Raw genomic sequence first — 21,824 nt, forward strand, 5'->3', positions numbered from 1 at the left:
GGGGTGGTGCGCTGATGTTCTCCAAGGTGCTGATCGCCAACCGGGGCGAGATCGCGTTGCGCATCCTGCGCGCGTGCCGGGAACTGGGCATCCGTACCGCGGTGGTCTACTCCACGGCGGACGCCGACTCGGCGGCCGTGCGGTTGGCCGACGAGGCCGTCCGGATCGGCCCCTCGGTCAGCCGGCGCAGCTACCTCAACGCCGCGGCGGTGGTGGAGGCCGCCCGAAAGGTCGGCGCCCAGGCGGTGCACCCGGGCTACGGCTTCCTCTCGGAGGACGCCGACTTCGCGGAGATCTGCGCGGACAACGGGCTGACCTTCGTCGGCCCGCCGCCACATGTGATGTCCGTGCTGGCCGACAAGTCCTCCGCCCGGGCGTTGATGAGCCGGGCCGGGCTACCGCTGGCACCGGGTGCCGTGCAGCCGGTACCGACGGCCGCCGAGGCCGCGGCCCTCGCCGCCGAGGTGGGCTATCCGGTCATCATCAAGGCCGCCGCCGGGGGAGGGGGTCGCGGGATGGCCGTGGTCCGTGCCCCGGCGGACCTGCCCCGGGCGTACGCGCGCACCCGGGCCGCCGCCCAGGCCGCCTTCGGCGACGACCGGGTGTACGTCGAGCGCTACCTGACCGACGCTCGGCATGTCGAGGTCCAGCTGCTCTGCGACTCGCACGGCAACGGCGTGCACCTCGGTACCCGGGACTGCTCGGTGCAGCGTCGCCATCAGAAGCTGGTCGAGGAGGCGCCCGCCCCGGCGTTGTCCCCGGCGACGCTGGAGGCCATCGCCAGCACCGCCCTGCGCGGTGCCCTCGACGTCGGGTTCACCGGCGCCGGAACTGTGGAGTTCCTGGTCGACGCCGAGGAACGGTTCCACTTTCTGGAGATCAACTGTCGGATCCAGGTGGAACACCCGGTCACCGAGATGATCACCGGGATCGACCTGGTGCACGAGCAGCTCCACGTCGCCGCCGGCACCCCGCTGCGCTGGCGTCAGGACGACATCAGGTTCACCGGAGTCAGCGTCGAGTGCCGGGTCAACGTGGAGGATCCGGACCGGGACTTCGCCCCGACGCCCGGCCGGCTGGACCGGTTCGTGCCGCCCGGCGGCCCGTTCACCCGGGTCGACACCCACGGCCATGCCGGCTACCTGGTGGGTCCGCACTACGACTCGCTGCTGGCGAAGGTCGCGGTCTGGGCCCCGGACCGCGACCTGGCGTTGAGCCGGCTGGACCGCGCGCTCGGCGAGTTCGACATCTCCGGACCGGGGATGCGGACCACCATCCCGTTCGTCAGGCGGGTGCTCGACGACGCCGAGTTCCGCAAGGGGCGTCACTCCACCGGGCTGGTGGACCGCCTGATCGCCGCACCGAAACCCGCACACCCGAGGAGGAAACGATGACCGTCACCGACGGCGCTTCGCTGACCGCGGAGATAACCGACATCCTGGTGACCAACTGCGGCCTCGACCCGGATGCCGCCGCCCGCGCGCCGGCCGCCTCCCTGGAGGAGCTGGGCATGGACTCGCTCGCCCTGCTCGAACTCTCGGCCGTGGTCGCCGACCGGTGGCAGGTGAGCATCCCGGAGCAGGCCGCCCAGTTGACCATTCCGGCCGTGGCCGACCTGGTCGCCCGGCGGGCCGACCCGCCCGGGCACACCGAGAACAGCGTCGTCATCGCCGCCCCGCTGGAGCTGGTCTGGTCGGTGACGAACGACGTGGCGGGCTGGCCGGACCTGTTCACCGAGTACGCGCGGGCGGAGATCCTCGACCGGAACGGCGACACCGTCCGGTTCCGGCTCACCATGCATCCCGACGAGAACGGGGTGGCCTGGAGCTGGGTCAGCGAACGCACCGCGGACCCGGCCACCCGACAGGTGCACGCCCGCCGGGTGGAGACCGGCCCGTTCGAGTACATGCGGATCCGCTGGACCTACACCGAGGAACCCGACGGGGTCCGGATGACCTGGATGCAGGACTTCGCCATGAAACCGACCGCACCTGTGGACAACGCCGGGATGACCGAACGGATCAACACCAACAGCGCGGTGCAGCTGGCCGTGATCAAGGAGCGCGTCGAGCGGCTCGCCCGGAACCGGACGACCCTGACGAGTACGGCGTCGGCGACCGGTACGAGCGCGACAGGAGCAGACGATGAGTGACCTCGCCCTGGTGGCCGCCCGGGACGTGCCCGCCGACCGCCGTCGCGGTGGCGAGCTGCGCGTCCTGCTCGGTCCGCGTACCGTCGGCAGCACCTCGGGTTTCATGGGCGTGGCCACCATGGTGCCGGGGGAGCGGATCGCCGAGCACTACCACCCCTACAGCGAGGAGTTCCTCTACGTCGCCCGGGGCGCCATCACCGTCGACCTGGACGACGAACCGGTGCCGTTGGCGGCCGGCGAGGCGTTGTTCGTGGCCCGCAACGTCCGACACCGGCTGCGCAACACCGGTCATCTCCCCGCCGAGGTGGTCTTCCACCTCGGACCGCTGGCTCCGCGCCCGGAACTCGGCCACGTCGACACCGAGCTTGTCGAACAGCGGGACCGGTCGTGACCAGCCGCCGCACGGTGGTGACCGGCGTCGGGGTGGTGGCCCCCGGTGGGGTGACCCGGGACCGGTTCTGGAAGAGCATCACCGAGGGCCGTACGGCGACCCGGCGGATCAGCTTCTTCGACCCCTCACCGTTCCGGTCGCAGATCGCCGCCGAGTGCGACTTCGACCCGGACGCCGCCGGACTGACCCCGGCCCAGCGGCAGCGCGCCGACCGGTACGTGCAGTTCGCGCTGGCCTGTGCCGCCGAGGCGGTCGCCGACAGCGGGCTGGACCTCACCGACGCCGAACGCGACCGGGCCGGGGTGGTGCTCGGCACCGCGGTCGGCGGCACCATGGCGCTGGAGCAGGAGTACGTGACGGTGAGCGACAGCGGCCGGCGCTGGTTGGTCGACGCGGCACTCGGCGGCCCGTACCTCTACCCGGCGCTGATGCCCAGCAGCCTGGCCGCCGACGTGGCCTGCCGCCACGGCCTGCACGGTCCGGCCCAGGTGATCTCCACCGGCTGTACCTCCGGCATCGACGCCATCGGGTACGCCCACCAACTCGTCGTCGACGGCGAGGCCGACATCGTGCTCGCCGGGGCTGCCGACTCGCCCATCTCACCGGTCACCGTCGCCTCGTTCGACGCCATCAAGGCGACCAGCCCGGACAACGACGACCCGGCGCACGCCTCCCGCCCCTTCGACGCCGACCGGCACGGATTCGTACTGGCCGAGGGGGCGGCGGTGCTGGTGCTGGAGGAGGCCGGACACGCCGTGCGGCGCGGCGCGCACGTCTACTGCGAGGTGGCCGGCTACGCCAGTCGCAGCAACGGATACCACATGACCGGGCTGCGCCCCGACGGCCTGGAGATGGGGCTGGCCATCACCGACGCGCTGCGGCAGGCGCGCCTGGCGCCCGAGGACGTCTCCTACATCAGCGCCCACGGCTCGGGTACCCGGCAGAACGACAGGCACGAGACGGCTGCGTTCAAACGGTCGCTCGGATCGGCGGCCTACCGGGTACCGATCAGTTCGATCAAGTCGATGGTCGGGCACTCACTTGGTGCCATCGGCGCCATCGAGATGGCCGCGTGCGCGTTGGCCATCGAGTTCGGAGTGGTGCCGCCGACCGCCAACTGGGCCACCCGGGATCCGGAATGCGACCTGGACTACGTGCCCAACGAGGCCCGGGAGGTGCCGGTGGACGTGGCGCTCTCGGTGGGCAGCGGCTTCGGCGGATTCCAGTCGGCCATGCTGTTCCGCCGGTTGGCCCGGGACGTGACACCGTGAGCACGCGTCGGGTCCGGACGGCCGTCGAGGTGACGGCGTGACCGGCGGGCGGGCCGTGGTCACCGGCATCGGGGTGGTGGCGCCCAGCGGCGTCGGCGCGGACGCGCACTGGCGTACGGTCCTGGCCGGCCGCCGCCGTACCGGTCCGATCACCCTGTTCGACGCCGCCGGGTACCCGACCCGTCTCGGCGGCGAGGTGGCGGACTTCGACCCGGCCCGGTACGCCGACAACCGCGCTCTGGTGCAGACCGACAGGTGGACGCACCTCGGGTTCGCCGCCACCGCGCTGGCGCTGGCCGACGCCGGACTGCCGGAGCGGGCCACCGACCCGTACGGCTGGGCGGTGACCCTGGCCAGCGCCTCCGGCGGCAACCTGTTCGGCCAGCGGGAGCTGCAACGTCTCTGGTCGTCACCGTCGCGCACGGTCGGCGCGTACCAGTCGATCGCCTGGTTCTACGCGGCCAGCGTCGGACAGCTCTCCATCCGGCATCAGGCGAAGGGACCGTGCGGAGTGCTGGTGGCGGAGTCAGCCGGTGGCCTGGACAGCCTGGCGCACGCGGTGCGGGCCGTGCGGCGCGGCGCCTCGGTGGTGCTCGCCGGGGCGACCGAGTGCCCGCTGAGCCCGTACGCGCTCGCCTGTCAGCTGCGGTCCGGCCTGCTCAGCGAGGTGGCCGATCCGGAACACGCCTACCGGCCGTTCGACGCCACCGCCAGCGGCTACCTACCGGCCGAGGGAGGCGCGGTGTTCGTGGTGGAGGAACTGGACCACGCCCGAGCGAGGGGGGCGCGCAGCTACGGCGAGGTGACCGGCTGGGGCGCCACCCACGACGCGGCGCACACCACGTCCGACAGCGCCGGTGACCCGCATCAGTACGCCCGCGCGATGCGGCTGGCCCTGGGCCGGGCCGGCGTCGAGCCGGACGAGGTGGACGTGGTGGTCCCCGACGCGCTCGGGGTGCCCCGCTACGACCGGGCCGAGGCCAGCGCCCTGCGTGCCGTCTTCGGCGCCCGCACGCCGCCGGTCAGTACCCACAAGGAGTTGACCGGGCGGGCGCATCAGGGCGGGTCGGCGCTGGACGTGGCCACCGCCCTGCTCGCCTTCGCGCACGACACACTGCCCGCCTCGGCCGGTCCGGAGGTCGTGGCCGAGGGCTGTGAGCTGGATTTCCTGCGGGCCCCACGCCGCCCGCGTACCCGGGTGGCGCTGGTCTGCGCCCGAGGTTTCGACGGATTCAACAGTGCGCTGGTGTTGCGCGGTGCGCCACCGGTCGGCGAGGAGGGGTGATGACGCGAGCACGGGTGGTGTTCCTGGTCCGGGTGCCGGACGAGCGAACCGAGGATTTCCTGCTGGCCTACGAGGCGGTCCGGCACCTGGTCGCCGACGGGGTGCCGGGCCATCTTGTCGACCAGGTGTGTCGTTCGTCGACCGACCCGGAGCAGTGGCTCATCACCAGCGAGTGGAGCAGCCTGGCCGACTTCGAGGCGTGGGAGCGCAGCCCGGAGCACCGCGACCTGGTCCGGCCGATGCGGGAGTGCTTCACCGACGCCCGGTCCCTGCGTTTCCACATTCACGCGCAGACCCCGGTACCGGCCGGGACGCCCGGGTGAACGATGCACGCTAGGTGTCGAATCACTCACTCAAGGTCGGCACACGGAATCGATCATCCTCGCCGGAGGGCCCGGCGACAATCCGGCCTGTTGCCCGTCTCCGGTATCCATTTGCATGAAGCAATGTCCACCGTGCCTGCCGTAGGGTTCCGGCAGTGCTCCGAGCGGGCGACCTGCGGCCGGTTCGCGCCGCAGCGACGCCGATGGTGAGGTGGGGATGTCATGACCGGACCGCTGTTCTCGCCGGGCGAGGCCGATCGGCGACTCCTTGTCGATCCGCCGACCCCTCGCCGAGCTGTCGACCCGCACCGACAAGCACCCCTCCGCCGACCGGCGGAGCCGCGCCGCGCCCCGGCCGTGGACGTGGCCGGCGGGCCCTCAGTGCGACCCGAGGTCGACCTCGGCCAGGTAGACGCAGCTGCGCCCCTCGTGGGATGAGTAGTAGCTGACGTGCAGCCGCTCGTCGTGCCAGACCAGGCCGGGATAGCTGGAGTCGCCGCCGGAGGGCAGCGTCACCAGCTCCCGCAGCCGGCCCCGCGCCACGTCGACGGCGCAGATCGCGGTCCGCACCGCGCCGTCGTGCAGGCGTACGCCGGCCACCAGGATGTCGTCGGGCAGCCGGCACAGCGCCGGCCCGCCCACGCGTACCCCCAGGTCCGTCCAGGTCCACTCCCGATAGGGCGGGCGGGCGCGACCCAGCTGGGCGGTTGCCGTACCGCCGTCGCGCCGTAGCAGGCAGGTGGCGGTGCCGTCGGGGTCGAAGACCAGCCCGGATTCGTTCGGATAACCGGCGGAGAACAACGTCCGTACCACCGGTCGCAGATCGAAGCCGTCCTCGCTGCGGTAGAGCCGGACGAACCGTGGGTCCCGGGTGGCGTAGCCGATGCCGTACATCGCGTCGCTGCACCAGGCGGCCTGCCAGACCCAGACGTCGGGTTCGCCGACCGGCCGTGGTTCGTCCCACCGCTTACCGTCGTCGCTGACCGCGGTGACGGTCCGGAATTGCTTCGGCATGCCGGTCGCGGCGGCGGCGAGCAGCTGCAACCGTCCGTCGGGGCGCAGGACGAAGCGCGGATCGCGCAGGTCGACACCGGCCTGGGCGAGGACGGCCGCGGTCTGCCAGGAACGACCGTCCGAGGAGGTCAACACCCGCAGGACGCCGTCGTCGGAGAGGTGCGACCGGCCCTCGCGGAAGGCGCAGAACCAGGTTCCCGCGTACCGGACCAGGTCGGTGAAGGCGCTGTGCGGGGCGGTGTCACCGATACGGCGTAACGCGCGCACCTCGGTGGTCGCCGGACGGATGATCACGTGCGTCGACGGTACGCGGAGCGGGCGACACCGGTGTGGCGGTCGGACGAACAGCGGACGAACGCGACAGCCCGGCGGTGGTCCACCGGTGGCGCTGTCCGGCGTCGTTGCTCACCGGCTCGCCCGGGTGCGGCGCGCGGCGACGTAGCGTCGGGCCTTCTCGGTGGTCCCGCAGTCGTCCATGCTGCACCAGCGTCGACTTCGGTTCTTGCTCTCGTCGGTGAAGACGAAGCGGCAGCCGCCGCAGCCCTTGATCCGGTCCAGCGGGCCGGTGGTGAGCAGCTGGATCGCCGCGTGCACCACCGGCCGGAGGGGTCGGGCGGCGGTGCGGTCGTCCCGCCAGGTCCAGACGAAACTGCCGGCCCGGTCGAGCTGCGCGTTAGCGAGCGCGTCAGCTTCGTCGTCACGCAGGTCGGCCAGGGCGGACCTGCTCGGGCTCCGGCCGCTCGCCAGGGCCCGGAACACCTCGTCGAGCCGGTCGCGGGTGCGCAGTGACCGTTCGAAGGCGGCCTGCGCGGCGTCCGGGTCGTCGTGGCGGAGACGATGCAACCTGGTCACCTCCGCGTCGGTGAGGACGCCTGCGTAGCCGGCCCAGGCGACCAGCTCGGGATAGCCGGTGAGCACGTCGCCGTCGGGCGGCCCGACGGGTGGACCGGTGCGGGTGTTGACGAAGTCCAGCGCGAGGTTGCCGCCCACCAGGCGCAGCCTCCGGACACCCTCGAATGTTTCCATCAAAACAGACTTTACCAGTTGACCGTGTGTCGGGCGCTCCCTAGTGTTACCCCCGTAAACGACATAGCAGGTAACACTGGAGGGCGCATGGGACGCGGGCGGGCGACAGTGGTCCTGATCGGACTGTCGGGCGGCACCTTCCTCTACGCCACGGCCGAGGCGCTGCCCATCGGGCTGCTGCTGCCGATGGCGCTGGACCTGACCGTGTCACCCGCGGACGTTGGCATGCTGGTCACCGCGTACGGCGCGGTGGTGATGGTCGCCTCGGTGCCGCTGACCGCGCTGGTCCGCCGGGTTCCTCGCCGGCCACTGCTGTCGGCGCTGCTGGCCGGCTTCGTCGTCAGCAACGCGGTGACGGTCTTCGCGAGCAGCTTCGCGGTGCTGCTGGCGGCCCGGATGGCGACCGCGGCGACCCACGCGTTGTTCTGGGCGGTGGTGGTGCCGGCCGCCGCGGAACTGTTCCGGCCGGGGCTCAGTGGCCGGGTGGTCGCGGTCGTGTTCGCCGGGGGCAACGTCGCCCTGGCCCTGGGTGTACCCGCGGGCATCTGGCTGGGCGAGCGGGCCGGCTGGCGGGCCTCGTTCCTGGCGGTGGCCGGGCTCGGCGCGGTGGTGTTCGCGGTGGTCGCCGCGCTGCTGCCCTCGACCCGGCCCGACCAGGGGCACGCCACCCGAGGCGCGACGCCCGACGCCCGACGCTTCTGGCTGCTGGTCGCGGTGGCCGTGCTGGCGACCGCCGGGGCGATCGCCGCCTACACCTACGTCGCCCTCTTCGTCACCGAGCACAGCGCCATGGCCGCGACCTCGGTCGGTGCCGTCCTGCTCGTCCGCGGCATCGCCAGCGTGCTCGGCATCCTCGCCGTCGGCGTGCTGGTGGATCGCAGCCCCTGGCTCGCCCTGGTCGCGACGGTCGCCGTACAGTCGCTGGCCCTGATCGGGCTGTACACACTGGGGCACCGGCCCGCCGCGGCCGTCGGCCTGATCGCACTGGCCGGGCTGGCGTTCGCCGCGTTCACCGCTACCCTCGGCGGCCTCGTCCTGCAGGTGGCGCCGGGGCGCTCGGACCTCGCCGCCGCCACCGTGTCGGCCGCCGTCAACGTCGGCATCACCGCTGGCGCCTTCGTCGGCGGGTTAACGCTGCCGAGTCACGGCGTGCACCGCACGGTGCTCATCGGCGCCCTGCTCAGCGCCGTGGCCCTGGTGCTGGCGCTCGGCGAGCGGCGTCTCGCCCACCCCGCCCTTACCGGGGACGCGCCGTCGGAGTCGCCCCCCACCGCCACGCCGGCGCTTGTTGCCCCGCGCTGCGCTGACCCGCAACTTCGCTGACACTGCTGCCTCGACGACGCCGGATGCAGCAGTATCCCTGAAGGTGCCGGGGAGTCCGGCGGGGTGTTGTCCGGGGAGTCCGGCGGGGTGGGAGGGATGAGCACGCGCGTCGACGGTGTGCGGAGTGGGGGCGGTTATCGAGCGCCTTTATGGCGTCTCCTTATCCCGAATCTTCTGCGGGTGGCGCCGTCTCCGCCTGGTGCGCGGCGGCCAGCCGTTTCGGGGCGCGGGCGTACCAAGCTTCGACGATCAGCTCGGTCAGCTCGGCGACGTCGACCCGGTCCAACCGAACCAGCACCGACGGGTAGCCGTCGAAGTGCGGCGTGGTGAAGAAGCGGTCCGGTTCGTCGGCGAGCAACGCCTCCTTGACGCCCAAGTCCGCCACCCGTACCCCGAGGATGGGACCCTCCGGCGCGGCCGGACCGAGGTCCTGGAGTTCCTTGCCGCGTAGCGGGCGCTCCCAGACGAACGGCTTGTCCTTCACCCGCCAGGCGGCCACCCCGTCGTAGGAGGGCCGTTCGCTGGTCTCCGGCAGGCCCAGCGCGATCCGGCGTACGTCGTCCCAACTGGCCACCTCCCGACGGTACGCCAGGTGTCGCGCCCGGTGGGCCCCGCCGGGCGCGTCCGACTCCGCCCGGACACCTCGCCGCGCCGGCGCCGATCCTCCGGCGCGACAGTGGCGTGGCGGGCGCCGGGTCGGCGATGGTGGACCGTATGGAGATCACGCCCGGTCCGGCCCCGGTCTGCCTGGCCGACTTCGCCACCCTGGCCCGGACGGTGCTGCCACCGCACGTCTGGGACTACCTGGACGGCGGCAGCGGCGCCGAGGTGACCCTCGGTGCGAACCGCCGTGCGCTGGACCGGGTCGGCGTGCTGCCGAGGGTGCTGACCGGGGTGACCACCCCGAGACTGCGGGCCCGGTTGCTCGGCCGGGAGTACGCGATGCCGGTGGGGGTGGCGCCGATGGCGTACCAACGGCTGGTGCATCCCGACGGCGAACCGGCGCTGGCCGCCGCGGCCCGTGCCGCCGAGGTGCCGTACCTGGCCAGCATTCTCGGCAGCACCCCGATCGAGCAGGTCACCGCCACCGGCGCCGACGTCTGGTTCCAGCTGTACTGGCTGCGGGACCGGTCGCTGGTGGCCGACCTGCTGGCCCGGGTCCGCGCCGCCGGTTGTCGGGCGCTGGTGGTCACGGTGGACGTGCCGGTGCTCGGCCGACGTCTGCGGGACCTGCGCAACACCTTCCGGCTGCCGCCGGAGCTGGTCCCGGCGAATCTGCCGGGTGGCCGCGACGACCTGGCCCACGGCGGTACGCCGGGCGTCACCCCGCTGTCCACGCCGCACGACTCGCCCTTCGCTCCGGCACTGAGCTGGGCGGATCTGCGGTGGTTGGGGGAGAGGTGCGACCTGCCGCTGGTCGTCAAGGGCATCCTGGACCCGGCCGACGCCGTACGCGCCGTCGAGGCGGGGGCGCAGGCGGTGGTCGTGTCCAACCACGGCGGCCGGCAGCTCGACGGGGTCCCGGCCAGCGCCACCATGCTGCCCGAGGTGGTGACGGCCGTCGGTGACCGGTGCGAGGTGCTGCTGGACAGCGGGATCCGGGGCGGCGTCGACGTGCTGCGCGCGTTGGCGATGGGTGCCTACGGAGTCCTGGTCGGTCGGCCGATGCTCTGGGCGCTGGCGGTCGGTGGGCAACCGGCGGCCAGCACCGCCCTGGCCCTGCTCGCCGACGAGTTGCGGGACGCGTTGGCCCTGGCCGGCTGCGCCGACCCGGTGGCCGCCCGGGCACTGCGCACGGTGCCGGTGGACTGACCGGTACCGGTACGGCGACTCATCGCGTTCACCGCTTTGCAACCTGTGACCGCTGCCCTGCCGGCGTCCTCGGTGGACGGTCATAATGGGCGACATGGTTGCCTGGGAGTACGCCCTGCTGGTCCGCCGCTACCAGGGGCAGGGCCGCAATTTTCATGTCTCGTTCGTCTGGTACGGCCCGGACGGGTCCCGCAAGGACATCACGGCGTACGGCGACACCGCCATCGCGCATCTCAACCGCGCCGGGCGGGACGGCTGGGAACTCGTCTCCGCCGCCGAGGACGTGAACAACGTGCAGGGCAGCACCGAGGTCCACCGCTACCACCTCAAACGTCCGATCGCCTGAGGCCGGGATCGCGCCGGGCCGGGACGCCCCGGCCCGGCGCGACCTCGTCAGCCCAGCTCGACGTCGGGGTAGAGCGGGAAACCGGTGAGCAACTCGCTGGCCTGGCGGCTGACCTTGTCCGCGAGGGCCGGGTCGAGGACGTACTTCGCCTTGGAGGCGCTGCCGTCCGGGCCGACCCCGGCGCTGGTCTGGCTGAGCACGGTGTGGATCAGCTCGGCGGTGGTGTCCATCTCCGCCGTGCCGAGCCCCCGGGTGGTCAGCGCGGGGGTGCCGATCCGGATGCCGGAGGTGTACCAGGCGCCGTTGGGGTCCTGCGGCACCGCGTTGCGGTTGGTGACGATGCCGGAGTCCAGCAGCGCCTGCTCGGCCTGCCGGCCGGTCAGCCCGTAGCCGGTGACGTCGATCAGCACCAGGTGGTTGTCGGTACCGCCGGTGACCAGCTTGGCACCCCGGCGCAGCAGGCCCTCGGCCAGCGCCTGCGCGTTGTCGACGATCTGGCGGGCGTAGCCGGCGAAGTCGGGGCGGCGGGCCTCGGCCAGGGCGACCGCCTTGGCGGCCATCACGTGCGGCAGCGGGCCGCCGAGCACCATCGGGCAACCCCGGTCGACCTGGTCGGCCAGTTCCGGGCCGCACAGCACCAGGCCACCGCGCGGGCCGCGCAGCGACTTGTGCGTGGTGCTGGTGACGATGTGCGCGTGCGGCACCGGGTCGAAGTCGCCGGTGAAGACCTTCCCGGCGACCAGGCCCGCGAAGTGCGCCATGTCCACCATGAAGGTGGCGCCGACCGAGTCGGCGATCTCCCGCATGATCCGGAAATTGATCTTTCGGGGGTACGCCGAGTAGCCGGCGACAAGCACCAACGGGCGGAACTCCCGCGCCGCCTCGGCGACGCGGTCGTAGTCGACCAGGCCGGTGGCCGGGTCGGTGCCGTAGCTGCGCTGGTCGAACATCTTGCCGGAGATGTTCGGCCGGAAACCGTGGGTGAGGTGCCCCCCGGCATCCAGCGACATGCCGAGCATCCGCTGGTCGCCCAGCTCACGTCGCAGCGCGAACCAGTCGGCCTCGGTGAGGTCGTTGACGTGCCGCGCCTGGGCCCGCTGCAACGCCGGCGCCTCGACCCGGTCGGCCAGGATCGCCCAGAACGCCACCAGGTTGGCGTCGATGCCCGAGTGCGGCTGCACGTACGCGTGTGACGCGCCGAACAACTCCCGGGCGTGCTCGGCGGCGAGGGCCTCGACGGTGTCCACGTTCTGGCAGCCGGCGTAGAACCGGCGTCCGATGGTGCCCTCGGCGTACTTGTCGCTGAACCAGTTGCCCATGGCCAGCAACGTCGCCGGGGAGGCGTAGTTCTCGCTCGCGATCAGCTTGAGCGACTCGCGCTGGTCGGCCAGCTCCGCGCCGATCGCGTCGGCGACCCGCGGCTCGACACCACGGATCACCTCAAGAGCGCTGCGGAAGGCTGTGGATTCGGCGTTGCGCGGCATGCGACCTCCAGGTGACGTGCGGAAGGCCCAGGCGCTCGGCATGCGTCCTCGTGACGGGGCCGCTCCCCGATGGTTCTCCATCTCCATGCGCCAGTCACGGCCCGAGGGGATCCTACCGGGTACGCCCGCACGGCGGGCCGCAGCGCCGCCGGGCGCGGCCGGATCGACGCCCTTGATCGCTTCACTAGGATCGGAGGCATGGCGGGGACGGACGATGGTGGCAGTCTCCTGGCCATCAGTGACTTGCATGTCGGATATCCGGAGAACCGGTCGATCGTCGAAGGGCTGCGTCCCCGGACGCCGCGGGACTGGCTGCTCGTCGCCGGTGACGTGGGCGACACCGTCGCCGACGTGGAGTGGGCGCTGCGGCTGCTGGCCGGCCGGTTCGCCCGGGTCGTCTGGTCGCCGGGCAACCACGAGCTCTGGACCCCGCCCGGCGACCCGGTGACGTTGCGGGGCGTGGCGCGCTACGCCCACCTGGTCGAGCTGTGTCGTGAGCTCGGCGTGGTCACGCCCGAAGACCCGTACCCGGTGTGGGAGGGGCCCGGCGGCCCGGTGACGGTGGCCCCGCTGATGCTGCTGTACGACCACAGCTGGCGGCCGGACGGCTTCGACACGCCCGAGGCGGCGCTGGCCGAGGCGTACCGGACCGGAATCGTCTGCACCGACGAGGTGCTGCTGCACCCCGACCCGTACGAGAGCCGGTCGGCGTGGTGCGCGGCGCGGGTGGCCGAGACCGCCCGCCGGCTCGCCGAACGCGATCCGGCGCTGCCGACCGTGCTGATGAATCACTGGCCCCTGGTCCGGGACGTGACACGCGTCCTGCGGTACCCGATCTTCGCCCAGTGGTGCGGCACCGCCGCCACCGCCGACTGGCACGTACGCTTCGACGCCGCCGCGGTGGTCTACGGCCATCTGCACATCCCGCGTACCACCTGGCACGACGGGGTGCGGTTCGAGGAGGTGTCGGTGGGCTACCCCCGGGAGTGGCGGACCCGTCGCCTCCCCCCGGGCCGGCTGCGGCAGATCCTGCCGCCACCGGACGGGGTGCCGCCGACGGCCTGGTGAACCGGCTCGGCCGCCACCACCCGGCGGGCTACCACGGAACTGCGCCTCAGGCTGATGCGTGTGCTGCGGCCGACCGGGGGTATGCGGCCGGCAACCAACGAGCTGGAGGTGCGTCGTGGCCACCATGGTGCAGCGGCCGGACAGTCCGGTGAAGGACAAGAACTACGACCTGATCCACGCGTTGCAGATGTCGCTGGAGAACATCTGGCATCTGGAGACCTACATCGCCGACGCGGACGCCCGAGGCGACCAGGAACTCGCCACCTGGTTCCGCAAGATTCAGGAGAACAATCGCAAGGCGGGCGAGCAGGGCAAGCAGATGCTGGCCGCGCGGCTGCAACGCGAGAACGGCTGAGCGGCGCGACGACGGCGGTTCCACCCGGTCCGGCCGGCGGCGCCACGGCTCGGGATGCTGGGACTCGTCGCGGCCCGGCGTCCGGCGGTGGCCCGCCGCGCCGGGCGTCGCGTCGTACCCTCTCAGATGTGGCGACGGCGGCGGAGGAGATCCAGGTGGGGCGGCGGACGGTCCGCGTCACCAGCCCGGACAAGCCGTACTTCCCGGAGCGGGGGCTGACCAAGCTCGACGTGGTGCGCTACTTCCTCGCCGTCGGCGACGGCATCCTGCGCGCGTTGCGGGACCGGCCGACGATGCTGGAACGGTGGCCCCGCGGCGTGTTCGAGGGCGCGACCATCGCCACCCGGGCGGACAACCGGGGTGACGCGTTCTACCAGAAGCGGGTGCCGGCCGGTGCACCCGACTGGGTGAGCACCGCTCACATCACCTTCCCCAGCGGACGCACCGCCGACGAGGTCGCCCCGGCGGAGCTGGCCGTGGTGATCTGGGCGGTGAACCTGGGCACCCTGCGCTTCCATCCGTGGCCGGTGAGCAAGACGGACGTGGAGCGGCCGGACCAGCTGCGGATCGACCTCGACCCGTTGCCCGGCGTCGGGTTCGACCAGGTGGTGCCCGTGGCGCAGCAGGTGCGCGCCTTCCTCGACGAGCTGGGGCTCACCGGCTATCCGAAGACCACCGGCGGGCGGGGCCTGCATGTCTACGTCCCGATCGAGCCGCGGTGGAGCTTCGGCGACTGCCGCCGCGCGGTGCTGGCGCTCGGGCGGGAGATGCAGCGGCGACGGCCGGACCTGGTCACCACCACCTGGTGGCGGGAACAGCGGGACCGGCCGGTCTTCGTCGACTACAACCAGATGGCCCGGGACCACACGATGACCTCGGCGTACTCGATCCGGCCCACGCCGGCCGCGCTGGTGTCCGCGCCGCTGGACTGGGCGGAGCTGGACGACGCCCGGCCGGAGGACTTCGACGTGACCACCATGCCGGGCCGGTTCGCCGATCGGGGCGACCCGCACGCGGGCCTGGACGAGCGCCGCTTCTCCCTGGCGCCGTTGCTGGAGTTGGCCGACCGGGAGGGCCTGGAGTCGCCGCCCGAGCGCTGAGCGGTCACTCCCACGGGCTGCGCGCCCCGTCGTACTCCTCGAAGACCAGCCAGCTGCGGGTGGCGAGCACCCCGGCGATGCGCTGCACCCGGTCCAGCACCACGTCCCGCAGGGTGGCGTTGTCGGGCGCCCGGACCAGGGCCAGCACGTCGTGCTCACCGCTGAGCAGCGCCACGTGTTCGACGTAGCGCACCCGGGCCAGCTCCGCCGACACCTCCCGCCAGGTGTTCTGCCTGATCGTCAGCGCGATGTACGCCGAAGTGCCCAGGCCGGCCGCCTCCGGGGCGACCCGCGCGGCGAAACCGGTGATCACCCCGTCCCGCAGCAGCCGCTCCACCCGGGCGTACGCGTTGGTCCGCGAGACGTGCACCCGTTCGGCGAGCGTCCGGATGGAGAGCCGACCATCCCGGGTCAGCTCGTCGAGGATGCGCCGGTCCACCTCGTCGAGGGGGACGGCCGAACGTCCCGTTCCGCCCCGCCGGTCCGCCTCCTCGGCGGCCTCCTGGCTCATCGTGGTCTCCTCCGGGTGCCATTCATCCCGCGTTCACCGGGCATCTTGAGTCAATCATCCGACAGCAGGAGCATAGGGCCACCACACGTCCAGGAGGTTCCGCCGTGACCACCACCCCTCAGGCGGCCCGCAGGGCATCCCCGCGCAAGCGGCGGCCGGCCACCCCGGCCGCGCCCGACCCCGCCGCCGGCCTGCTGCCCCAGACCGAACCGGTCCGGCTGCTCAACCCGGACGGCACCCTGCTGCCGGCCCGCGCGGACTATCCCGAACCGCCGGTCGAGGCGCTGCGCGAGATGTACCGGCGGATGGTCGTCGGCCGGCGCTTCGACGCGCAGGCCACCGCGCTCACCAAGCAGGGCCGGCTCGCCGTCTACCCGTCCTCCCGGGGCCAGGAGGCCTGCCAGGTCGGCGGCGTGCTGGCGCTGCGCGACGACGACTGGGTCTTCCCGACCTACCGGGAGTCGATGGCGCTGACCGCCCGCGGCATCGACCCGGTCGAGGTGCTGACGCTGCTGCGCGGCGACTGGCACTGCGGGTACGACCCGGCACAGCGGCGCACCGCACCGCAGTGCACGCCGCTGGCCACCCAGTGCGTGCACGCCGCCGGCCTGGCCTACGGGGAGTCCTACCAGGGGCGCGACACGGTGGCCCTGGTCTACATCGGCGACGGTGCCACGAGCGAAGGCGACTTCCACGAGGGAGTCAACTTCGCCGCCGTGTTCAAGGCCCCGGTCGTGTACTTCGTGCAGAACAACAGGTACGCCATCAGCGTCCCGCTGTCCCGGCAGACCGCCGCCCCGACGCTGGCGCACAAGGGTGTCGGGTACGGCGTACCCAGCGAGCAGGTCGACGGCAACGACCCGGTGGCCGTACTCGCCGTGCTCACCCGAGCGGTCGCGCACGCCCGCGCCGGCCGGGGACCGTTCCTGGTCGAGGCGCACACCTACCGGATGGAGCCGCACACCAACGCCGACGACGCCTCGCGCTACCGCGACGCCGACGAGGTCGAGGCGTGGCGTGACCGCGACCCGCTGGTCCGGCTGGAGACCTACCTGCGCGGCCGGGACGTGCTCGACGACGCGGCCGTCGCCGAGATCGCCGAGCAGGCCGAGAGGTACGCGGCCGACCTGCGGGAACGGATGAACACCCAACCCACGGTCGACCCGCTCAGCCTCTTCGACCACGTCTACGCCGAACCCACCGCGCAACTGGTGGAGCAGCGTGAGCAGGTGCGCGCCGAACTGGCCGCGGCAGCTGAGGAGGACGCCTGATGGCCACCATGACCATGGCGAAGGCGCTCAACGCCGCGCTCGCCGACGCGATGCTCGACGACGAGCGGGTGCTCGTCTTCGGTGAGGACGTCGGCCAACTCGGCGGGGTCTTCCGGATCACCGACGGACTCCAGGCCCGCTTCGGCGACAAACGCTGCTTCGACACCCCCCTCGCCGAGGCCGGCATCGTCGGGTTCGCCGTCGGGCTGGCCATGTCCGGGCTGCGGCCGGTGGTCGAGATGCAGTTCGACGCGTTCGCGTACCCGGCGTTCGAACAGATCGCCTCGCACGTGGCGAAGCTGCGCAACCGCACCCGGGGCGCGCTGAGTGTGCCGATGGTGATCCGGGTGCCCTACGCCGGTGGGATCGGCGGCGTGGAACACCACTGCGACTCCTCGGAGGCGTACTACGCACACACCCCGGGCCTGAAGGTGGTCACCCCGGCGACCGTCGACGACGCGTACTCGCTGCTGCGGGAGGCGATCGACGACCCCGACCCGGTGGTGTTCATGGAGCCGAAGAAGCTCTACTTCGCCGGCGCCGAGACCGAGCTGCCGACCCGCACCGAGCCGTTCGGCCGGGCGGTCGTGCGCCGGGCCGGACGCGACGCCACCCTGGTCGCGTACGGGCCGGCGGTTCCGGTCGCGCTGGAGGCCGCCGACGCCGCCCGCGAGGAAGGATGGGACCTGGAGGTGGTCGACGTACGCACCATCGTGCCGTTCGACGACGCCACCATCGCCGCCTCGGTGCGTCGTACCGGACGGTGCGTGGTGGTGCAGGAGGCGCAGGGCTTCGCAGGGGTCGGCGCGGAGATCGCCGCCCGGGTGCAGGAGCGGTGCTTCCACGCGCTGCACGCTCCGGTGCTGCGGGTCTCCGGGCTGGACATCCCGTACCCGGCGCCGATGCTGGAGCACACCCACCTGCCGTCGGTCGACCGGGTGCTGGACGCGGTCGCCCGGTTGCAGTGGGACGACCAGCCCGACCGGCGTTGGCTGACCGAGAGCAGTGCGGCATGACCGAGAAGGTTTTCCTCCTGCCCGACCTCGGAGAGGGTCTCGCCGAGGCGGAGATCGTCCAGTGGCGGGTCGCGGTCGGCGACACGGTCACCGTGGACCAGACCGTGGTCGAGGTCGAGACCGCCAAGGCGGTCGTCGACGTGCCCTGCCCGTACGCCGGGCGGGTCGTCGCCCTGCACGGTGCCGAGGGTGAGGTGCGCCCGGTGGGCCAGCCACTGATCACCGTCGCCGATCCGGTCGGCGGGCGCGCCGATGGCGGTGAGCCGACCGGGCACGCGGTCTACCGCGAGGAGGAGCGGGCCGGCTCCGGCAACGTCCTGATCGGGTACGGCACCGGGCACGGCAGTTCCCGCCGTCGTAGGCGGCCTCGGCTCGCCGCGGCCACGGACGCGTCGGGCGCGAGGGACGCCGCGACGGCATCGGGTGCGGCAGTGGCTCCGTCCGCCGCCGGCCGGCAGGTGGCGGTGGCCGACCGGGAGCCCGGCCCGCCCGAACCGGCCCAGCCACTGGTCATCTCGCCGATCGTGCGGCGGTTGGCGCGGGAGTGTGGGGTGGACCTGACGACGGTGCGCGGCAGCGGCCCCGGCGGTGTGGTCCGCCGGGCCGACGTGGAGGCGGCGGCCCGCGACGTCACCGGGGCGCCGGCCGACGGGACCGCCCGGCTCACCGCTGTTCCCGACCGGCCGGCGACGACGGGACGACAACCGGCATCGGGAGACCCGCGCCCGGTCGGTGCCCAGGATCTGGTCATCCCGTTGACCGGTATCCGCCGCACCATCGCGGACAAGCTGTCCCGCAGCCGGCGGGAGATCCCCGAGGTGACCATCTGGGTGGACGCCGACGCCACCGGCCTGCTGGAGACCCGGGCCGCGATCAACGCCGCTCGCCCGGACCGTCCGGTGAGCATCCTGGCCCTGTTCGCGCGGATCTGTCTGTCCGGGCTGCGCCGCTACCCGCAGCTCAACGCGCGGGTCGACACCGAGGGCCAGCGGATCGTCCAGTCTGCCGGGGTGCACCTGGGCATCGCCGCCCAGACCGACCGGGGGCTCGTGGTGCCGGTGCTGCGGGACGCCGAGCGGCTCACCACCACCGAACTGGCTGCCGAACTCGCGGCCACCACCGCCGCGGCCCGGGCGGGCGAGCTGCCACCGGCCCGGCTGACCGGGGGGACCTTCACGCTCAACAACTACGGGGTGTTCGGCGTCGACGGCTCGACCCCGATCATCAATCACCCGGAGGCCGCGTTGCTCGGCATCGGCCGCATCGTGGACAAGCCGTGGGTCGTCGACGGCCAGCTCGCGGTCCGGAAGGTGACGCAGCTGAGCCTCACCTTCGACCATCGGGTCTGCGACGGCGGTGTGGCCGGCGGGTTCCTCCGGCATGTGGCGGACTGTGTCGAGCAGCCCGCGCTGCTGATCGCCACGGTCTGACGGAACCAGGTCGACCGGGAGGGTTCGCCGTTCCGCCCGCAGGCGGGACAGCGAACCCGCGATCGACGTCCGCCGGGTGCGGACCCCACGGAGCGGATCAGTGGTACGCCGCCGGACAGAACGCGACAGTCGACCGAGTATCGCCCGTACCGTCGTCGCTGGCATTTTCCGTTCGCCTGGGTGCGATTACGGAAACGGTTCTCCATGTAATGTCCCCGCTCTTGGTCGAAACCGCAAAAACGTCGGTGCCGAGCTAGGGAGAATGTGGCGGAGGAAGCGGCTATAACGGGGGGACGCATCATGATGTTGAGGCGGCGACTGACGCTGTTGGCGGTGAGTGTCGCAGCGGCACCGCTGGCGCTGGGCGCGTGCACCGGCGATCGCAGGGCCGGGCAGCCCGCCGAGGCGCGAGCCAACCCGGAACTGTCCGTGACGCCGGCCGAGGGGACGCGGGACGTGCCGGTCACCGGGGAGATCGGCACCATGGTCAAGCACGGGCAGGTCACCGCCGTGCGAATCACCGACGACAAGGGCGCGACGGTCGCGGCCGAGCCGCGTGAGGACGGCTCCGGGTGGGTGCCGAGCCGGACCTTGGAACCGAAGCGGACGTACACCGCGGAGGTCACCGCGACCGGCCACTCCGGGAAGACCGTCACCCGCAGGACGACCTTCACGACGCAGCCCAAATCATCCAAACCAGCCATTGTCAGCACGTTGTATTTCGCCGATGATCGGACGTACGGAACGGCTATGCCGGTAACCGTCGCCTTCGACCCGCCAATTCCCAAAGAGGCGCGGGCGGATGTGCAACGCCGATTGTTCGTGAAAACGGATCCGCCGCAGCCGGGCACCTGGTCCTGGGTGTCCGACGGCAGCCAGGTCTATTACCGGGCGCCCGATTTCTGGCGGCCCGGTACGTCGATCAAGGTCCGCGCCGCGCTGGAGGGCCTGCCGATCGGCAAGGAGCACGTCGGCGACGCCGACCGGCGGGCCACCTCGAAGATCGGTCGGCAGGTCGAGTTGGAGATCGACAACGCGAGCAAGCAGATGTCGGTGATCCGGGACGGCAAGTTGCTGCGCAAGCTGCCGGTAAGTCTCGGCAAGCCGAGCACGCCCACCTCCAGCGGCAAGATGGTGATCATGGAGAAGCACGAGTTCACCACGTTCGACACGCGGGGCTCGGCCGATCCGTACGTGGTCGACGTCGAGGATGCGCAGCGACTCACCTGGGGCGGTGAGTTCCTCCACGGCGCGCCCTGGTCGGAGGGGGATCAGGGATACACCAACGTGTCCCACGGATGCACCAACCTGTCGGCGGCCAACGCGGACTGGCTGATGGGCATCACCCAGGTCGGTGACCTGGTCACCGTCAAGGGCACCGAGGTCGAGCTCGACGAGGGCAACGGCTGGACGGCGTGGAACGTCAGCTGGGAGCAGTTCGCCAAGGGCAGCGCGCTGCCGGTGCCGGCCGGCCTGCGGCCCTCGCCGACCCAGGCCCCGGACCCGGGAGCGGTCGCCGGAGGCTCGCCCGAACCGCAGCCGTCGGCGAGCGGCGGCTGACCAGACGTACGCGCCGGGCCACCCGCCCTCGGGTCGGCCCGGCGTGTCGTGGCGGTCTCCGGAAGGTGGTCACCCTGAGGGCCGGGGATCGTCCCTAGGGTGGACCCGGCCGGCCTGCGGGTCATGCCCTGGGCTTACCCGGAACCGCCTTCCAGCAGGGTGGAAGTGTCGGTGGTGCGGGATAGGTTCGTCGTATGCCAGAGCGCGAGGAACGGTTCCACGTCGAGACCAGCGTGTCCGACGACGCGGTGTGCGTTCGCGTGGTCGGTGTGATCGACATCGCCACGGTCGCGGCGTTCCGCGCCGCGCTCTGGGCGGCCCCCACCCGCACCGAGTTGCGGGTGGATCTCTCCGGGGTCCGGCTGCTCTCCGCTGCCGGGGTCCGGACACTTGTCGCGGCTCGGCTCTGGGTGCGGTCGCAGGGCGGCAATCTGGTGCTGGTCGACCCGCCGCCCCTGGTGGAGCGGGTGCTGCGGGCCACCGGCCTGGGACGGGTCATCCCGGTCGTCGGCACGACGCCGCAGCGGGTGCTCGCCGCGGCGTGACCGGCCGGCGTGCCACCGTCAGGTGGCGCACCGGGTGCGGGGTTCCGACGACGCGTCCGGCGCCGGGCACGGGGCCGGCGCCGGACGCGTGCGGTCAGCGGACGCCGAGCAGGTCGACCACGAAGACCAGGGTCTCGTTGGGCTTGATGACGCCACCGGCGCCTCGGCTGCCGTACCCGAGGTGCGGCGGGATGGTCAGCCGGCGTCGGCCGCCGACGCGCATCCCCACCACGCCCTGGTCCCAGCCGGCGATGACCCGTCCACCGCCGAGCGGGAAGTCGAACGGCTCGCCCCGGTCCCAGGAGGCGTCGAACTCCGCGCCGGTGGAATGGGACACCCCGACGTAGTGCACCCGGGCCTCCTGCCCGGGCTGAGCCTCCGGGCCCTCGCCCACGGTGATGTCCTCGATCACGAGGTCGGCCGGCGGGGCGCCCTCGATCGGGCCGATCTCGGGCTTTCTCGCTGCCTGGTTCATGCGGATTCTCCTGGTGCGTCGGTTCCGTCTCAGCACAATCCTGCCGGATGCTACGGCCCGGCGCGC

23 protein-coding genes and 1 riboswitch are annotated in these 21,824 nt (G+C 72.4%); of the genes, 17 read left to right on the forward strand and 6 right to left on the reverse strand.

Going from position 1 to position 21,824, the window contains the following annotated elements; all coding sequences use genetic code 11:
• Positions 1-14: 14 nt before the first annotated feature.
• The 6 genes from ACN26Z_RS14080 to ACN26Z_RS14105 are packed head-to-tail and all read left to right on the forward strand — an operon-like array spanning position 15 to position 5,422.
• The gene (locus ACN26Z_RS14080; RefSeq protein WP_282238875.1) at positions 15-1,394 is read left to right on the forward strand and encodes an acetyl-CoA carboxylase biotin carboxylase subunit; all 1,380 of its coding nucleotides are present in this window, start codon (positions 15-17) and stop codon (positions 1,392-1,394) included.
• Entirely contained in the window at positions 1,391-2,152 is a 762-nt protein-coding gene (locus ACN26Z_RS14085; RefSeq protein ID WP_282238874.1) for an SRPBCC family protein, read from the forward strand. The genes ACN26Z_RS14080 and ACN26Z_RS14085 overlap by 4 nt, the downstream gene beginning before the upstream one ends.
• Positions 2,145-2,543: a cupin domain-containing protein gene (locus ACN26Z_RS14090; protein ID WP_421461629.1), complete on the forward strand. Its 399-nt coding sequence runs from the start codon at positions 2,145-2,147 to the stop codon at positions 2,541-2,543. Before ACN26Z_RS14085 ends, ACN26Z_RS14090 begins: the two co-directional genes overlap by 8 nt.
• A complete protein-coding gene (locus ACN26Z_RS14095) occupies positions 2,540-3,814 on the forward strand; it encodes a beta-ketoacyl-[acyl-carrier-protein] synthase family protein (protein WP_282238872.1) in 1,275 nt (424 codons plus the stop codon). Before ACN26Z_RS14090 ends, ACN26Z_RS14095 begins: the two co-directional genes overlap by 4 nt.
• A 37-nt stretch (positions 3,815-3,851) precedes the next feature.
• A complete protein-coding gene (locus ACN26Z_RS14100) occupies positions 3,852-5,099 on the forward strand; it encodes a beta-ketoacyl synthase N-terminal-like domain-containing protein (RefSeq protein ID WP_421461631.1) in 1,248 nt (415 codons plus the stop codon).
• Positions 5,099-5,422, forward strand: a complete 324-nt coding sequence (locus tag ACN26Z_RS14105) for an antibiotic biosynthesis monooxygenase family protein (RefSeq protein WP_421461633.1) — start codon at positions 5,099-5,101, stop codon at positions 5,420-5,422. The genes ACN26Z_RS14100 and ACN26Z_RS14105 overlap by 1 nt, the downstream gene beginning before the upstream one ends.
• A gap of 378 nt (positions 5,423-5,800) precedes the next feature.
• On the opposite strand, the gene ACN26Z_RS14110 is transcribed toward ACN26Z_RS14105, so the two are convergent.
• On the reverse strand, positions 5,801-6,730 hold the full coding sequence (locus tag ACN26Z_RS14110; RefSeq protein ID WP_421461635.1) for a sialidase family protein: 930 nt from the start codon (positions 6,728-6,730) through the stop codon (positions 5,801-5,803).
• 111 nt (positions 6,731-6,841) lie between these two features.
• Positions 6,842-7,462, reverse strand: coding sequence for a CGNR zinc finger domain-containing protein (locus ACN26Z_RS14115; RefSeq protein ID WP_421461637.1), 621 nt, complete (start codon positions 7,460-7,462; stop codon positions 6,842-6,844).
• 87 nt (positions 7,463-7,549) lie between these two features.
• Here ACN26Z_RS14115 and ACN26Z_RS14120 point away from each other — a divergent pair, with 87 nt between their 5' ends.
• Positions 7,550-8,785 carry an MFS transporter gene (locus ACN26Z_RS14120; protein ID WP_421461639.1) on the forward strand — a complete coding sequence of 412 codons (1,236 nt, stop codon included), beginning with the start codon at positions 7,550-7,552 and terminating at the stop codon, positions 8,783-8,785.
• Positions 8,786-8,945: 160 nt separating this feature from the next.
• Here ACN26Z_RS14120 and ACN26Z_RS14125 read toward each other — a convergent pair whose 3' ends face one another.
• The gene (locus ACN26Z_RS14125; protein ID WP_282238866.1) at positions 8,946-9,359 is read right to left on the reverse strand and encodes an MmcQ/YjbR family DNA-binding protein; all 414 of its coding nucleotides are present in this window, start codon (positions 9,357-9,359) and stop codon (positions 8,946-8,948) included.
• A gap of 140 nt (positions 9,360-9,499) precedes the next feature.
• Here ACN26Z_RS14125 and ACN26Z_RS14130 point away from each other — a divergent pair, with 140 nt between their 5' ends.
• Both ACN26Z_RS14130 and ACN26Z_RS14135 read left to right on the forward strand, forming a co-directional pair.
• On the forward strand, positions 9,500-10,597 hold the full coding sequence (locus tag ACN26Z_RS14130; RefSeq protein ID WP_421461641.1) for an alpha-hydroxy acid oxidase: 1,098 nt from the start codon (positions 9,500-9,502) through the stop codon (positions 10,595-10,597).
• Between the two features lie 85 nt (positions 10,598-10,682).
• A complete protein-coding gene (locus tag ACN26Z_RS14135) occupies positions 10,683-10,943 on the forward strand; it encodes a hypothetical protein (RefSeq protein WP_093402670.1) in 261 nt (86 codons plus the stop codon).
• Between the two features lie 47 nt (positions 10,944-10,990).
• Here ACN26Z_RS14135 and ACN26Z_RS14140 read toward each other — a convergent pair whose 3' ends face one another.
• Entirely contained in the window at positions 10,991-12,427 is a 1,437-nt protein-coding gene (locus ACN26Z_RS14140) for a glycine hydroxymethyltransferase (RefSeq protein WP_093402671.1), read from the reverse strand.
• Positions 12,428-12,445: 18 nt separating this feature from the next.
• Positions 12,446-12,535: riboswitch (ZMP/ZTP riboswitch) on the reverse strand.
• A 90-nt stretch (positions 12,536-12,625) separates the two neighbouring features.
• On the opposite strand from ACN26Z_RS14140, the gene ACN26Z_RS14145 reads away from it, so the two are divergent.
• The 3 genes from ACN26Z_RS14145 (at position 12,626) to ACN26Z_RS14155 (ending at position 14,950) form a co-directional block, all read left to right on the forward strand.
• Entirely contained in the window at positions 12,626-13,495 is an 870-nt protein-coding gene (locus ACN26Z_RS14145) for a metallophosphoesterase family protein (RefSeq protein WP_282238863.1), read from the forward strand.
• Positions 13,496-13,619: 124 nt separating this feature from the next.
• Entirely contained in the window at positions 13,620-13,850 is a 231-nt protein-coding gene (locus ACN26Z_RS14150; protein WP_093402821.1) for a hypothetical protein, read from the forward strand.
• A 128-nt stretch (positions 13,851-13,978) separates the two neighbouring features.
• Positions 13,979-14,950, forward strand: coding sequence for a DNA polymerase domain-containing protein (locus tag ACN26Z_RS14155; RefSeq protein WP_421461644.1), 972 nt, complete (start codon positions 13,979-13,981; stop codon positions 14,948-14,950).
• Between the two features lie 4 nt (positions 14,951-14,954).
• On the opposite strand, the gene ACN26Z_RS14160 is transcribed toward ACN26Z_RS14155, so the two are convergent.
• Positions 14,955-15,461, reverse strand: a complete 507-nt coding sequence (locus ACN26Z_RS14160) for an Lrp/AsnC family transcriptional regulator (protein WP_093402674.1) — start codon at positions 15,459-15,461, stop codon at positions 14,955-14,957.
• 104 nt (positions 15,462-15,565) lie between these two features.
• Between ACN26Z_RS14160 and pdhA the strand changes: the two genes are divergently transcribed.
• From pdhA to ACN26Z_RS14185, 5 genes are all read left to right on the forward strand, one after another.
• Positions 15,566-16,732, forward strand: coding sequence for a pyruvate dehydrogenase (acetyl-transferring) E1 component subunit alpha (pdhA, locus tag ACN26Z_RS14165; RefSeq protein WP_396887740.1), 1,167 nt, complete (start codon positions 15,566-15,568; stop codon positions 16,730-16,732).
• Positions 16,732-17,748, forward strand: coding sequence for an alpha-ketoacid dehydrogenase subunit beta (locus ACN26Z_RS14170; protein ID WP_282238860.1), 1,017 nt, complete (start codon positions 16,732-16,734; stop codon positions 17,746-17,748). Before pdhA ends, ACN26Z_RS14170 begins: the two co-directional genes overlap by 1 nt.
• Positions 17,745-19,178, forward strand: a complete 1,434-nt coding sequence (locus ACN26Z_RS14175) for a dihydrolipoamide acetyltransferase family protein (RefSeq protein WP_282238859.1) — start codon at positions 17,745-17,747, stop codon at positions 19,176-19,178. Before ACN26Z_RS14170 ends, ACN26Z_RS14175 begins: the two co-directional genes overlap by 4 nt.
• A 300-nt stretch (positions 19,179-19,478) precedes the next feature.
• Positions 19,479-20,738: a L,D-transpeptidase gene (locus tag ACN26Z_RS14180; protein WP_093402677.1), complete on the forward strand. Its 1,260-nt coding sequence runs from the start codon at positions 19,479-19,481 to the stop codon at positions 20,736-20,738.
• Positions 20,739-20,932: 194 nt separating this feature from the next.
• A complete protein-coding gene (locus tag ACN26Z_RS14185) occupies positions 20,933-21,283 on the forward strand; it encodes an STAS domain-containing protein (protein ID WP_282238858.1) in 351 nt (116 codons plus the stop codon).
• A gap of 94 nt (positions 21,284-21,377) precedes the next feature.
• Here the strand turns inward: ACN26Z_RS14185 and ACN26Z_RS14190 are convergent, their stop codons facing one another.
• A complete protein-coding gene (locus ACN26Z_RS14190; RefSeq protein ID WP_421461648.1) occupies positions 21,378-21,758 on the reverse strand; it encodes an FKBP-type peptidyl-prolyl cis-trans isomerase in 381 nt (126 codons plus the stop codon).
• Positions 21,759-21,824 lie beyond the last annotated feature (66 nt).

This window comes from Verrucosispora sp. WMMD703, from assembly GCF_049178935.1.
Classification (GTDB): domain Bacteria; phylum Actinomycetota; class Actinomycetes; order Mycobacteriales; family Micromonosporaceae; genus Micromonospora; species Micromonospora sediminimaris.

What these genes read in the sequence shown, in the direction of transcription:
- ACN26Z_RS14080 (WP_282238875.1), top strand. Translation starts at nt 15, where the DNA reads ATGTTCTCCAAGGTGCTGATCGCCAACCGGGGCGAGATCGCGTTGCGC.
- ACN26Z_RS14085 (WP_282238874.1), top strand. Translation starts at nt 1,391, where the DNA reads ATGACCGTCACCGACGGCGCTTCGCTGACCGCGGAGATAACCGACATC.
- ACN26Z_RS14090 (WP_421461629.1), top strand. Translation starts at nt 2,145, where the DNA reads ATGAGTGACCTCGCCCTGGTGGCCGCCCGGGACGTGCCCGCCGACCGC.
- ACN26Z_RS14105 (WP_421461633.1), top strand. Translation starts at nt 5,099, where the DNA reads ATGACGCGAGCACGGGTGGTGTTCCTGGTCCGGGTGCCGGACGAGCGA.
- ACN26Z_RS14115 (WP_421461637.1), bottom strand. Translation starts at nt 7,462, where the DNA reads ATGGAAACATTCGAGGGTGTCCGGAGGCTGCGCCTGGTGGGCGGCAAC.
- ACN26Z_RS14120 (WP_421461639.1), top strand. Translation starts at nt 7,550, where the DNA reads ATGGGACGCGGGCGGGCGACAGTGGTCCTGATCGGACTGTCGGGCGGC.
- ACN26Z_RS14130 (WP_421461641.1), top strand. Translation starts at nt 9,500, where the DNA reads ATGGAGATCACGCCCGGTCCGGCCCCGGTCTGCCTGGCCGACTTCGCC.
- ACN26Z_RS14135 (WP_093402670.1), top strand. Translation starts at nt 10,683, where the DNA reads ATGGGCGACATGGTTGCCTGGGAGTACGCCCTGCTGGTCCGCCGCTAC.
- ACN26Z_RS14140 (WP_093402671.1), bottom strand. Translation starts at nt 12,427, where the DNA reads ATGCCGCGCAACGCCGAATCCACAGCCTTCCGCAGCGCTCTTGAGGTG.
- ACN26Z_RS14145 (WP_282238863.1), top strand. Translation starts at nt 12,626, where the DNA reads ATGGCGGGGACGGACGATGGTGGCAGTCTCCTGGCCATCAGTGACTTG.
- ACN26Z_RS14150 (WP_093402821.1), top strand. Translation starts at nt 13,620, where the DNA reads ATGGTGCAGCGGCCGGACAGTCCGGTGAAGGACAAGAACTACGACCTG.
- ACN26Z_RS14160 (WP_093402674.1), bottom strand. Translation starts at nt 15,461, where the DNA reads ATGAGCCAGGAGGCCGCCGAGGAGGCGGACCGGCGGGGCGGAACGGGA.
- ACN26Z_RS14170 (WP_282238860.1), top strand. Translation starts at nt 16,732, where the DNA reads ATGGCCACCATGACCATGGCGAAGGCGCTCAACGCCGCGCTCGCCGAC.
- ACN26Z_RS14175 (WP_282238859.1), top strand. Translation starts at nt 17,745, where the DNA reads ATGACCGAGAAGGTTTTCCTCCTGCCCGACCTCGGAGAGGGTCTCGCC.
- ACN26Z_RS14180 (WP_093402677.1), top strand. Translation starts at nt 19,479, where the DNA reads ATGATGTTGAGGCGGCGACTGACGCTGTTGGCGGTGAGTGTCGCAGCG.
- ACN26Z_RS14185 (WP_282238858.1), top strand. Translation starts at nt 20,933, where the DNA reads ATGCCAGAGCGCGAGGAACGGTTCCACGTCGAGACCAGCGTGTCCGAC.
- ACN26Z_RS14190 (WP_421461648.1), bottom strand. Translation starts at nt 21,758, where the DNA reads ATGAACCAGGCAGCGAGAAAGCCCGAGATCGGCCCGATCGAGGGCGCC.